The organism is Salipiger pallidus (assembly GCF_014643635.1).
Lineage (GTDB): Bacteria > Pseudomonadota > Alphaproteobacteria > Rhodobacterales > Rhodobacteraceae > Salipiger > Salipiger pallidus.
Genome location: NZ_BMJV01000004.1, coordinates 233,979 through 245,750, shown reverse-complemented (window position 1 = coordinate 245,750; position 11,772 = coordinate 233,979). Strand labels below are relative to the sequence as shown.

The following is an 11,772-nucleotide window of genomic DNA, read 5'->3' as shown; positions in this document are numbered from 1 at the left end:
CAGGCATCACCGTGGCGGCCTCACCACGATGCCAAGGACGGCTCATGTCCGGGCACCGGACGGTGCCTCTTACGCAGGAAGCCCCGAGCGCGGTCCATCAGCGACCCTCCTCAGGGGACGTCTAATGGCAGTGCTTTTCCGCGAGCCTGAGCCGCGCGAGGGCTTTGGCCCGCGCATGACCTGCTTGCGCCGCGTCCGTCAGGCGCGCCTCACCGGTCGGCCGATGCGCGTCCTGCCCATCACCGATGCCGCGCAAAAGGTTGGCCGACATGCACACTATCTCCCATCAAGGCCGCTCAGGCGGTGGGCCGGCACGTGTCCTGTTGCCGCAAAGCGACCTTTCCCAAAGATGCCCCGCGCCCCACCACCGCCCTTCTTGACGCCAATAGGATACGGCCCTGCCTCCCCATGACATTTCCGTGCCGCGACGGCTTTAGCGCTCGCATCGGTTGAATTCGTGGTCCGTCCATCCGACTTTGTAAGCTGGAGGCCACGGCCCCCACCCCATGTGCAATCACGAGGCAGTCCATGTCCCTTCTCGCAGACCTGCTCTCCACCGTCTTCGAGCGGACCGAGCGCATCGGACCCATCCTGCGCCGCGACCCGCGCAGCACCGAGGCGCTCATCTCGGACCTGATGGCCTCAAGTTCGGAAACCGTGGCGCAGGATCTCGCCCGGCGTATCCTGCAACGCTATGCCGAGATGGACGACGTGGCGCGCCTCGCACTGTTCCGCCACGTGGCTGAGGCGCTGACCCTCGACACCTCTGCCGTGCGCTCCGCGCTCGAGGCCTATGAGGCGAGCCCAAGCGCGGACAGCTACCGCGCCTTCACCGCCGCCACCGAAGCCCCCCGGCATGAACTCGTGCGGCGGCTCAACAAGGTGCCCGGCGCGACCGAGCGCCTGGTGCAGATGCGCGCGGACCTGCGGCGCATGGCGGGCGAGGACGCGGCACTGCGGGCGCTCGACCAGGATTTCCGGCATCTCTTCAAGTCGTGGTTCAACCGCGGCTTTCTCGTGCTGCGCCCAATCAGCTGGCAAAGCCCTGCTCATATCCTCGAGAAGATCATCGCCTACGAGGCGGTGCACACGATCCATTCGTGGGACGATCTGCGCCGCAGGCTGAAACCCGATGACCGGCGCTGCTTTGCCTTCTTCCACCCCGCCATGCCGGACGAGCCGCTGATCTTCGTCGAGGTGGCGCTGACGCGCGGCGTGCCCAATTCCGTGCAGACGCTGCTGGCCGAGGACCGCCCGCCCGAGCCTGCGGCGGATGCCGACACGGCGGTGTTCTACTCGATCTCCAACTGCCAGCCCGGGCTGGCGGGGATTTCCTTCGGCAACTCGCTTATCAAGCAGGTGGTGGCCGATCTTGCCAAGGCGCTACCGGGACTGAAGACATTCGTCACCCTGTCGCCGGTGCCCGGCCTCGTGCGCTGGCTCGAGACCCAAGGCATCGCCTACGAGCCTGCCGACCCAAAGGGCATGTCCCGCCTTGCCGCCCAGTACCTGCTGACCGCAAAGCGCAAGGGGGGCGCACCGCTGGATCCGGTGGCGCGCTTCCACCTTGGCAACGGCGCCAGCCTGCATGCGGTGCACGCGGGGGCTGACGTGTCGGAAAACGGCCTGCGCCAGTCTGCAGGGGTGATGGTCAACTACCTCTACGATCTCGGCAAGGTTGAGAAGAACCACGACCGCTTTGCCGAAAGTCAGGAGGTGGTGGCCTCTGGCCCTGTCCGCTCGCTTGCAGGGCGCGACAAGCCCGCCGCCGAGCGCAAGAGCGACCCGGCGGAGGTGGACTGAGAGCTGAGAGCTGAGAGCTGAGAGCTGAGAGCTAGGACGCCGACCAACTGAGCAAGTGCAAGGCGTGGCCGCGTCGGGCAGGCAAATCCGCGCAACCCGTCACACACGTCGGCCGGCCCGCAATCGCGCGCCGGCCTGTCGCGGCTGTCAACTGGCCGCAGCACTCTCGCGGACGGTGTCGATCATCAGCTTGACGTTCTCGGGGTCCGCATCCGGGGTGATACCGTGTCCGAGATTGAAGATATGCGGCCCATTCGACAGCGCCTTCACGATGCGCCGGGTTTCCGACACCAGAGCATCACCACCGGTGACCATGTGCGACGAGGCAAGGTTGCCCTGCACGCAGCCGCTTGGCTGCACACGCTCGGCGATCCACTCCGCGCTCACACTGTCATCCACCGCGACGCAATCAGCGCCGGTGGCCTCGTGGAAGCCGATGTACTTGTTCCCCGCCTGTCGCGGGAAGGCGATGACCGGGATGCCCGGATGCCGCGCCTTGAGCTCGGCAGTGATGCGGCGCGCGGGCTCCAGCGCGTAGCGGTCGAAGTCCTCGGCGTTCAGCGAACCGGCCCAGCTGTCGAAGATCTTGACCACCTCGGCCCCGGCCTCGATCTGCTTCGAGAGGTAGTCAATGGTGCCCTCAGTGAGCCGGTCGATGATCTTCTCGAACAGCACCCGGTTCTCAGCCTTGAGCGCATGGGCCGGGCCCTGATCCTTGGTGCCTTGCCCGGCGATCATGTAAGTCGCCACGGTCCAGGGGGCGCCCGCGAAGCCGATCAGCGTCGTCTCGGAGGGCAGTTCGCGGCGCAGGATCTTCACCGTCTCGTAGATCGGCGACAGGGTGTCGTGGATCATCTCGCCCTGCCCGAGCTTTGCAAAATCCGCGTCGGTGGTGGTGGTCGACAGGCGCGGTCCCTCGCCGGTGACGAACCACAGGTCAGCCCCCAGCGCCTGCGGTAGCAGCAGGATGTCGGCAAAGAGGATCGCCGCGTCGAAGCCATACCGGCGGATCGGCTGCAGCGTCACCTCGGCCGCAAGCTCGGGGTTGTAGCACAGCGACAGGAAGTCGCCTGCCTCGGCCCGGGTGGCCTTGTATTCCGGCAGGTAACGCCCTGCCTGCCGCATCATCCAGATCGGCGGCACGGGCAGCGTTTCGCCTGCAAGCGCCCGAAGGATGGTCTTGGTCATGATGCGGCCTCCCCTTAACTGTCTGTGGCAACTGCCCTTGGCACCTGTCGCAGCGGCAATAGGACAATTCGCGCCCCATTGCCACAGGCTTTGCCGCGACATAAAGCTTGGGCCATGACGATCAAGCTTCCCTCCCCCGACGAGCCCCTGCGCATCGGCACCCGCGGCAGCCCGCTGGCGCTGGCACAGGCCCACGAGACCGCCCGCAGGCTTGGTGCCGCCTTCGATCTGCCCGACGCAGCGTTCGAGGTGGTTGTGATCCGCACCACCGGCGACGACCGCGCGATGATCGCAGCGGACCGGCCGCTGAAGGAGATCGGCAACAAGGGCCTGTTCACCCGCGAGATCGAGCAGCAGCTGTCCTCGGGCGGGATCGACATCGCGGTGCATTCCATGAAGGACATGCCGACGGTGCAGCCCGAGGGGCTGGTGCTTGATTGCTACCTGCCGCGCGAGGATCCGCGCGATGCCTTCATTTCGCCCGGTGGCGGCGCAATCACCGATCTTGCCCATGGCACGGTGGTGGGCACCTCGTCCCTGCGGCGCAAGGCCCAGCTGCTGAACCGGCGGCCAGACCTTACGGTGGTGGAGTTCCGCGGCAATGTGCAGACCCGGCTGAAAAAGCTTCAGGATGGCGTGGCGGCGGCTACCTTCCTTGCCATGGCGGGGCTGCGGCGGATGAACATGGACGGCACCATCCCCATGACCGCGATCGACCCAAACGACATGCTGCCCGCCGTGGCACAGGGCGCTATTGGGATCGAGCGGCGCATGGACGACGACCGCACAGCGCAGATGCTGGCCGCGATCCACGACGGTGACACCGACCTGCGCCTGAGCGCCGAACGCAGCTTCCTCGCCACGCTCGATGGCTCCTGTGAGACCCCCATCGCCGGGCTGGCCGAACTGGACGGGGACAGCCTGCGCCTGCGTGGCGAGATCCTCAGCCCCGACGGAGCCGAGTCGTTTGCGGGCGAAATCAGTGGCGCGGCCAGCGATGGCGCGGCGCTTGGCCGCCAGCTGGCAACCGAGCTTCTGGGAAAGGCCGGGGACGATTTCTTCGCCTGGAAGGGCTGAGGGACCGTATCAGCCCTCGGGATGCAACGCCGAGGAGCTTTCAGGACCGCCCCAGTGGGGGGTGGCACCAAAGCTCCTCCGGCCATGCGCGCGCCGTCACGCGGTTTGCGGGGTGCGCCCCAGCGCTCGGTCACGCGCCTGTTTGGCCTTGAGCCATGCCTGAGCCTCACACCCAGGACCATGGGCAGCTCGCGACTCGAGCTATGTGCCCGTGATGCGCCGCCGCCCTGTCGCCGAGGCGCATACCTCGGCTTGGGCGTGGCCAACACGCTGCCGCATTGGCCGTGGCGCAAGGGCGGATCAGGAAAGATCTTCGCGCAAAACACCGGTTCGGGCAAAAACCCAGACCTGCATGAAGACGAAATTCTGAATGGCGAGGACCATGGAAATGAACGTCGCAGCGGCCCAGTCGGCGATCCCCGGCAGAGGCGCCAGCATCCATGCCATTGCAGACGAGGTCATCAGCCCTGCCCCTATCATGACAGAAAAACGGAACGCCTGCCCGGCATTCTTGAGAGGCCTTTTGAAGGTGATGCAGGCCTGACCAGCATACTGCACGGCCACGGCCACCCCAAGCGCGAGCAGGTTCGAGGCAACCGCATCCTGCCCGAGCCTGCGCAGCCCCGCGTAAAGACCGATATAGATCAGTGTCACCGTACCGCCGACGAGGCAGAACCGGAACAGCTTCGCGATTAGGAGCATGCTCAGGCTCGCTTGCGCAGCGGCAGGACTTCCGGGTCGGCCGTCCCCGGCGCTGCCATCGTGCCGCGGGTATCCTCGGACAGGAAATAGAGCGGGCGGCCCTTGGCCTCGGTGTAGATGCGGCCAATGTATTCGCCCATGATGCCAAGGGTGAACAGCTGGATCGAGGAAAATATCGAGATCGTCAGGAACAGCGAGGCCCAACCCGGGGCGGTCTGGTGCGTGACCATGGACCACACGAGGTAGACCACCGCCCCCGCCGCCGCCATAAGACTGAGAAACGCCATGCGCGTGGCGATCTTGAGCGGCTTGGTGGACAGCGCGGTCATGGCATCCACGGCGAGGCGCACCATTTTCTTGAGGGGGTATTTGGTCTCCCCTGCCTCACGCGGGGCGCGGCGATATTGCAGGGCGATCTGCTCAAAGCCCACCAGCGCAAACAGCCCACGGACAAAACGCGCCCGTTCAGGCATCGCCAGCACCGCGTCCAGCGCCCGGCGGCTCACAAGGCGGAAATCGCCGGTGTCGCGGGGGATGTCCACATCCGAAAGCAGGTTCAGGACGCGGTAGAACACATGCGCGCTGACTTTCTTGAACATGGTCTCGCCCTGCCGTTCTGCGCGCTGGCCGTAGACCACGTCATAGCCGCGATCCATCAGGCTCATCATGTCTCCCAGCAGCTCGGGGGGATCCTGAAGATCCGCGTCGAGCATCAGAATACGCTCGCCCCGCGCAGCCTCGAGTCCGGCGGTCAGCGCGACCTGATGGCCACGGTTGCCAGACAGGCGTATACCCTGCAGCTGTGGGCAGCCGGCGCGGGCGGCCTCGATCGCGGCCCAGGTGGCATCGGACGAACCGTCATCGACCAGCAATATTTCGGAGCGGTCCTTCCATGGCGCGATGGCCTTCGCAAGGCGCTGCACCAGCGCAGGCACGCTCTCTTCTTCGTTGTAGCAGGGAACGACGACGGACAGGAACATCGGGAAACCTCGGGCACACTTCAACCAGGTGCCACCAAACTGCCCGCGGCTTGTGGCACAATTTTGGCCGACTAACGGCGATTTCCTTAAATCTGCAGACAATTGAAACAGTTTCCCGGCTCTCGGCGCGGAACTGTCGCCTGGTTCACTACGGGGCAAGCGTGTCTGGTGCGGTGCCGCTTGCCGGGCTGCCCATCATCGTCTTGATTACCCGAAGTCGTGGCGCTCTTCGAAGCGCCCTGTTAAGCGCACGCCGGTCCTTAAAAGCCGCGTGGTGGCTGGTCTGGCTTTTTCTCCGCGCTTCCCGACTACAGCATGAAGCCTGCCCCACCCGCCGGCGCTATGGCAGTCAAAGCCCCTTGGGGCAGAACCAAGGATGTTCACCAGTCCTGCGCAGCAGCCCGCCACCCTTCAGATACAGCGGCCTCCGTCCACTTGCATGCAGACCCCGGTGACCATCGACGCCTCGTCCGAGCAAAGGTAGAGCGCCGCGTTCGCCATGTCTTGCGCGGTTGAAAAGCGCCCCATGGGGATGGTCGAGAGGAACTTCGCGCGCATTTCGGGCGTGTCCTCACCGAGGAAACTGGGCAGCAGGGGCGTGTCCCCGGCCACCGGGTTGATTGCGTTGACACGCACGCCCTCGGGGGCAAGCTCGATGGCCATGGCGCGGGTGGCGGTGTTCATCCAGCCCTTCGAGCTGTTGTACCAGCTGAGCCTCGGGCGCGGCGACACCCCGGCGGTGGAGGCCACGTTGAGGATCGCCCCCGCCCCGCGCGCCTTCATGCCCGGCACCAGCGCCCGCGCTGTGAGGTACACCGACTTGCAGTTGACCGCGAAGACCCGGTCGAATTCCTCCTCGGGGATTTCGTCCATGGGTGCGGGCACATGCGTGACCCCGGCGTTGTTGACAAGGATGTCCACCCTGCCCCATGCCTCGACAGCGGCATCGGCCATGGCCTGCACGCTGTTGCCGTCGGCCACGTTCACCCCATGCGCAATGCCGCCGATCTGATTTGCCACGCGGTCCGCCGCTTCGGCGTTGATGTCGGCGACCATCACCTGCGCGCCCTCGGCGGCAAAGCGTTCCGCGATGCCCGCGCCAAAGCCCGATCCGCCGCCCGTGACGATGGCGCATTTCCCCTCGAGTCTCATGTTGTTTCCTCCCTTCGGACCTGTAGACGGTCAACCGTGACGCGCGGCCACGGTCTTCAGCACCGAGAAGCCGTAGAGCGCCTCAAAGCCCTTTTCCCGGCCATGGCCGGACTTTGCGACGCCGCCGAAAGGCAGCTCCACCCCGCCCCCGGCGCCGTAGTTGTTGATGAACACCTGCCCTGCCCGAAGCTTGCGCGCGAGGCGCATCTGGCGGGCGCCGTCACGGGTCCAGATGCCTGCCACGAGGCCGTAATCGATGCCGTTGGCGATGCGCAGAGCGTCCTCTTCGGTGTCAAAGGGGATGATGACCTGCACCGGGCCGAATATCTCTTCCTGCGCCAGCGGGTGGTTCTCGTGAACCGGCCCAAAGAGAGCGGGCTGCACGTAATGGCCGCCCTCGGGCAGATCCTTGGCCAGCTCTGCGCGCGCGAGCAGCGGCAGGTCGGCGCCCTTGGCGATGTATTCCTCGACCCGCGCCTTTTGAGTGGCGTTGATCAGCGGGCCGATGTCAGGATCCTCCATCGCGGGGCCCACATGTTTCGCGGTATAGGCCGCGGCCATGCGGGCCATGACCTCACCCAGCAGGCCGCGCTGCACAAGGATGCGGGACGAGGCCGAACAAGTCTGTCCGGCGTTCTGAAGCCCGGCATTCACGAGAAAGGGCAGTGCCTCTTCAAGGTCCGCGTCCTCGAAGACGATCTGCGGCGACTTGCCCCCAAGCTCAAGCGTCACGGGCACCACGTTGGCCCCGGCGGCGATCTGCACCGCCGCCCCGGTGGCGACCGATCCGGTGAAGCTCAGGTGGTGAATGCCGGGATGGGCCGACAGCGCCGCCCCCGCCTCGGCCCCGAGGCCCGGCACCACGTTGAGCGCCCCGTCCGGAAGCCCGGCGCCTTGGGCGATGCGGGCAAAGGCGAGCGCGGTGAGGCAGGCATCCTCGGCCGGTTTCAGCACGCAGGCATTGCCCATGGTCAGCGCCGCCCCCACCGAGCGGCCTATGATCTGCATCGGGTAGTTCCACGGAACGATATGGCCGGTGACCCCATGCGGCTCGCGCAGGGTGTAGACGGTGTAGCCGTCCATGTAGGGGATGGTCTGACCATGCAGCTTGTCCGCCGCGCCACCGTAGAATTCGCAGTAGCGCGCAAGGGCCAGCGCGTCGGCCCGGGCCTGTCTCAGAGGCTTACCCACGTCGCGCGCCTCGAGTTCGGCAAGCTCGTCCACGTGGTCCAGCACCGCAAGGCCGATGCGGGTCAGGATGCGGCCCCGCTCGGTGGCGGACATCGCCCCCCACGGGCCGCCCAGGGCGGCGGTGGCCGAGGCGACGGCGGCGTCGATGTCCTGCGCCGTGCCGCGAGCTATGCGGCCGAGTTCGGCGCCGGTGGACGGGTCATACAGGGGCAGCGTGGCAGCGGCTGCGCGCCACTGCCCACCGATCAGCATGCGATCGGTGTCATGGGACAGGGTGTCCAGCATCGGTTTCTCCTCCTCCCGATGGCTGCGGCAGGATCGGCACCGCAGCTGTCAGAGATTTGGTATACCAATGCTGAGGGTTGTCAAATACCGCGTTGGTCGGTCCCTCTTCGACGATCCGGCCCTCGCGCATCACCAGCACCCGGTCAGTGATGCCCCGCACCACCGACAGATCGTGCGAAATGAAGAGGTAACCAAGGCCATGCCGCCGCGACAGCTCCGCGATGAGATCGAGGATCCGCGCCCGCACCCGAACGTCGAGTGCCGAGACCGCCTCGTCGAAGATCACGATGTCCGGACGGGTGATCAGCGCCCGCGCGATGGCGATGCGCTGGCGCTGGCCTCCGGAAAAGGCGTGGATGTGGCGGTGGGCGTCGTCCGGGGTCAGGCCCACCTCGGTCAGCGCCTCGGCGACGGCCTCTTCCAAGGAGCGGCCCTTGGGCGCATCCGGGACTAGATGGAATGGCTCCGCAACAAGCCGCCCGACCTTGTGGCGCGGGTTGAATGACCCGAACGGGTCTTGGAACACCACCTGGATCCGGCGGCGTTGGTCCGGCGTATCGACCGGCCTACCACCCAGGGCGATGCTGCCACCCTGAAGCGGCTCCAGCCCGAGGATGGCGCGGGCTAGCGTGGACTTGCCACAGCCGGATTCGCCTACGACGCCGAGCCGTTCCCCCTCGTGCAGGGTGAGGCTGACGTCGCGCACCGCTTGGTGCTGCGCTTTCGGGGCAAGCAGTGACGGGCGCCTGCCGGGATAGCTGCGCAGGGCGTTCTCGACCTTGAGGAGCGGCGGTGCCGGGCGGGGGGCGGGCAGTGTCGGGCGATGGCCGGAGGCAGACAGAAGCGCGCGGGTGTAGGGATGCCGCATCTCGGAAAAGAGCGCCCGGGCCGGGCCGGACTCAATGATCCGGCCATTTTGCATGACGGCGATCCGGTCGGCGAGGTCCGAGACCACGGCCAGATCGTGGGTGATCATCATGAGACCCATGCCATCCTCGCACACGAGGGTCTTGAGCAGCCGAAGGATCTGCGCCTGCGTGGTGACGTCGAGCGCGGTTGTCGGCTCGTCAGCGATGAGCAGGCGCGGCTTCAGCGCGATCGCCATGGCAATGACCACCCGCTGGCGCTGGCCACCCGACAGCTCGTGCGGGTAGCGCGACGGCGGGATGCGGTCCGGATCGAGGCCGACACGCGCAAGGGTCTGAGCGGCGATAAGGCGGGCCTCGGCGCGAGACGCGGCGCGATGGGTAAGGATTGTCTCGGCCACTTGGTCGCCGATGCGGGCGAGCGGGTTGAGCGCCGTCATCGGTTCTTGGAAAACCATGCCGATCTTGCGCCCGCGAACGGTGCAGAGGGCGCGTTCGGGAGTGCTCAGGAGGTCCTTGCCACCAAGGCGGATGTGGCCCTCGGTGAGGGCGCCGTCGGGCAGCAGGCCCATGGTCGCGAGCGCCGTGAGGGACTTGCCCGAACCGCTTTCGCCGGTGATGGCGAGGATCTCTCCCGGGGCGATGTTCAGGGAGACATCGTGGAGGATCTGCCTGCCGTGGATGTGCAGGAACAGGTTTTCGATGCCAAGCAAGGGGGGCTCTGCCCCCGCGCTTTGCGCTCCCCCGTGATATTTGAAGTCAAAGGAAGCGCTCATGCGGGCGCTCTTGTCAGGCGTGGGTCGAGGCGGTCGCGGAGGCCGTCGCCCAGCAGATTGAGGCCGAGGACCGTGAGCACGATGACGGCACCGGGGACGATGGCGGTATGGGGCGCGAGGGACACCATGGTCTGGGCGTCCGCGAGCATGCGGCCCAGCGAGGGCACGGGGGGCTGGGCACCGAGGCCGACGTAGGAGAGCCCGGCCTCGGCCAAGATGCCGAGCGAGAACTGGATGGAGCCCTGCACGATAAGCAGGCTCGCAAGATTGGGCAGGATGTGCTCAGAGCTGATGCGGGCCGCGCCCTTGCCTGCAGTGCGGGCGGCTAGGATGAACTCGCGCCGCCAGAGTGGCAGGGCGCCGCCGCGCGCCACGCGGGCAAAGACCGGCACGTTGAAGATGCCGATGGCGATGATGGCGTTGATCGCTCCGGGGCCGAAGACGGCGGTGATGAGGATGGCGATGACAAGGCTGGGGAAGGCGAAGACCAAATCGTTGCCGCGCATGATGAGCTGGTCAATCCAGCCGTCGTGTCGGGCGGCCGCGGCAAGACCCAGTGGCACCCCGAGGCCCGTACCGATGCCCACCGCCACCAGCGCCACCCCCAGCGAAGTGCGCGCGCCGGTCATAACAAGGCTGAGCATATCGCGCCCGAGGTGGTCCGTCCCGAGCCAGTGGCTGGCATTCGGCGGCTGGAAGCGGTCCGGCACCGAGATGGCGGAGGGATCAAAGGGCGTCCAGGCGAAGGACAGAAGCGCCGCGCCGAAGGCAAGGGCCGTGAGGGTGGCGCCTATGAGAAGTGTGGGTTTCATCGGCGGCGCAACCTTGGATCGACCGCCGCGTAGGCGATGTCGGTGAGGAAGGTGACGAGGATCACCGCGAAGACCAGCAGCATGACCACCGATTCAACCACGATGAGATCGCGCTGCGTGATGGCCTGGAAGATCAGCCGCCCCAGTCCCGGCAGGTAGAACACCTGTTCAATGATGATCGCCCCCGCCAGCAGGAAGGAAAATTGCAGCCCCATGATCGTCAGCACCGGGATCAGGGCGTTGCGCAGACCGTGTTTGCGCAGCGCCTGTGCGCGGGTCAGGCCCTTGGCGCGGGCGGTGCGAATGTAGTCTTCGCCCAGCGTCTCGATGAGCGCCGAGCGCATGATGCGTGCAAGGATCGCCGCCTGCGGCAGGGCCAGCGCGATGGCCGGAAGTGCCAGTGATTTCAGCCCCGCGAGAGGGTCGTCCCAGCCCGCAAAGCCCCCCGCCGGCAGCCAGCGCAGTTTCAGCGCAAAGAGCAGCACCAGCAGCATGGCGAACCAGAAGTTCGGCACCGCGATGCCGATCTGCGTCGCCGCGATGACCCCAGCGTCTGCCGCCCGGCCCCTTCGCGCCGCCGCGAGGATGCCCGCGGGCAGCGCGATTGCCATCGCCAGCAGCAGCGCCATGAGCGCCAGCGGCAGCGACACCTGAAGCCGCTCGGCCACCATCTGCGCCACCGGCGCGCGGTAGGTATAGGAGGTGCCGAACTCACCCGTCGCCATGCCCGCCACCCACGACAGGTAGCGCTGGAGTTTCGGCTGATCGAGGCCAAGCTCGGCCCTGAGCGCCGCCACCGTGTCGGGTTGGGCATTCATCCCCAGCATGTAGCTGGCAGGATCGCCGGGCGCGATCTCGACCACCACGAAGATCACCATTGAGGCGACCGCGAGGCTTGCGGCAAGGATACCGAGACGCTTGGCAAGATGGGCGATCATGG

Annotated in this window: 11 protein-coding genes; 2 read left to right on the top strand and 9 right to left on the bottom strand. The window is 66.6% G+C overall.

The genetic code is table 11. The features are described 5' to 3' along the window. Positions 1 to 121: 121 nt before the first annotated feature. Positions 122 to 271 (bottom strand): hypothetical protein, encoded by a 150-nt coding sequence (locus IEX41_RS11240; protein ID WP_188790346.1) that lies wholly within the window; start codon positions 269 to 271, stop codon positions 122 to 124. 257 nt (positions 272 to 528) lie between these two features. Between IEX41_RS11240 and IEX41_RS11235 the strand changes: the two genes are divergently transcribed. Further along, the gene (locus tag IEX41_RS11235; RefSeq protein WP_188790345.1) at positions 529 to 1,803 is read left to right on the top strand and encodes a malonyl-CoA decarboxylase; all 1,275 of its coding nucleotides are present in this window, start codon (positions 529 to 531) and stop codon (positions 1,801 to 1,803) included. Positions 1,804 to 1,950: 147 nt separating this feature from the next. Here the strand turns inward: IEX41_RS11235 and hemE are convergent, their stop codons facing one another. Beyond that, entirely contained in the window at positions 1,951 to 2,991 is a 1,041-nt protein-coding gene (gene hemE / locus IEX41_RS11230; RefSeq protein WP_188790344.1) for a uroporphyrinogen decarboxylase, read from the bottom strand. Between the two features lie 114 nt (positions 2,992 to 3,105). On the opposite strand from hemE, the gene hemC reads away from it, so the two are divergent. Further along, positions 3,106 to 4,068, top strand: a complete 963-nt coding sequence (gene hemC / locus IEX41_RS11225; protein ID WP_188790343.1) for a hydroxymethylbilane synthase — start codon at positions 3,106 to 3,108, stop codon at positions 4,066 to 4,068. 300 nt (positions 4,069 to 4,368) lie between these two features. Here hemC and IEX41_RS11220 read toward each other — a convergent pair whose 3' ends face one another. The 7 genes from IEX41_RS11220 to IEX41_RS11190 all read right to left on the bottom strand — a co-directional run bounded on the left by IEX41_RS11220 (position 4,369) and on the right by IEX41_RS11190 (position 11,770). Then, a complete protein-coding gene (locus tag IEX41_RS11220) occupies positions 4,369 to 4,770 on the bottom strand; it encodes a GtrA family protein (protein WP_188790342.1) in 402 nt (133 codons plus the stop codon). Positions 4,771 to 4,772: 2 nt separating this feature from the next. Further along, a complete protein-coding gene (locus tag IEX41_RS11215) occupies positions 4,773 to 5,750 on the bottom strand; it encodes a glycosyltransferase family 2 protein (protein ID WP_188790341.1) in 978 nt (325 codons plus the stop codon). 411 nt (positions 5,751 to 6,161) lie between these two features. Further along, positions 6,162 to 6,902, bottom strand: coding sequence for a glucose 1-dehydrogenase (locus tag IEX41_RS11210; RefSeq protein ID WP_188790340.1), 741 nt, complete (start codon positions 6,900 to 6,902; stop codon positions 6,162 to 6,164). 30 nt (positions 6,903 to 6,932) lie between these two features. Next, a complete protein-coding gene (locus IEX41_RS11205; RefSeq protein WP_188790339.1) occupies positions 6,933 to 8,378 on the bottom strand; it encodes an aldehyde dehydrogenase family protein in 1,446 nt (481 codons plus the stop codon). Beyond that, entirely contained in the window at positions 8,356 to 10,020 is a 1,665-nt protein-coding gene (locus tag IEX41_RS11200) for an ABC transporter ATP-binding protein (protein ID WP_188790338.1), read from the bottom strand. The genes IEX41_RS11205 and IEX41_RS11200 overlap by 23 nt, the downstream gene beginning before the upstream one ends. After that, positions 10,017 to 10,832, bottom strand: coding sequence for an ABC transporter permease (locus tag IEX41_RS11195; protein ID WP_188790337.1), 816 nt, complete (start codon positions 10,830 to 10,832; stop codon positions 10,017 to 10,019). Before IEX41_RS11195 ends, IEX41_RS11200 begins: the two co-directional genes overlap by 4 nt. Further along, positions 10,829 to 11,770: an ABC transporter permease gene (locus tag IEX41_RS11190; protein ID WP_188790336.1), complete on the bottom strand. Its 942-nt coding sequence runs from the start codon at positions 11,768 to 11,770 to the stop codon at positions 10,829 to 10,831. Before IEX41_RS11190 ends, IEX41_RS11195 begins: the two co-directional genes overlap by 4 nt. Between the last annotated feature and the right edge of the window lie 2 nt (positions 11,771 to 11,772).

Coding starts and splice junctions, on each gene's coding strand:
- IEX41_RS11240 (WP_188790346.1), bottom strand. CDS start 271: ATGTCGGCCAACCTTTTGCGCGGCATCGGTGATGGGCAGGACGCGCAT.
- IEX41_RS11235 (WP_188790345.1), top strand. CDS start 529: ATGTCCCTTCTCGCAGACCTGCTCTCCACCGTCTTCGAGCGGACCGAG.
- hemE (WP_188790344.1), bottom strand. CDS start 2,991: ATGACCAAGACCATCCTTCGGGCGCTTGCAGGCGAAACGCTGCCCGTG.
- hemC (WP_188790343.1), top strand. CDS start 3,106: ATGACGATCAAGCTTCCCTCCCCCGACGAGCCCCTGCGCATCGGCACC.
- IEX41_RS11220 (WP_188790342.1), bottom strand. CDS start 4,770: ATGCTCCTAATCGCGAAGCTGTTCCGGTTCTGCCTCGTCGGCGGTACG.
- IEX41_RS11215 (WP_188790341.1), bottom strand. CDS start 5,750: ATGTTCCTGTCCGTCGTCGTTCCCTGCTACAACGAAGAAGAGAGCGTG.
- IEX41_RS11210 (WP_188790340.1), bottom strand. CDS start 6,902: ATGAGACTCGAGGGGAAATGCGCCATCGTCACGGGCGGCGGATCGGGC.
- IEX41_RS11205 (WP_188790339.1), bottom strand. CDS start 8,378: ATGCTGGACACCCTGTCCCATGACACCGATCGCATGCTGATCGGTGGG.
- IEX41_RS11200 (WP_188790338.1), bottom strand. CDS start 10,020: ATGAGCGCTTCCTTTGACTTCAAATATCACGGGGGAGCGCAAAGCGCG.
- IEX41_RS11195 (WP_188790337.1), bottom strand. CDS start 10,832: ATGAAACCCACACTTCTCATAGGCGCCACCCTCACGGCCCTTGCCTTC.
- IEX41_RS11190 (WP_188790336.1), bottom strand. CDS start 11,770: ATGATCGCCCATCTTGCCAAGCGTCTCGGTATCCTTGCCGCAAGCCTC.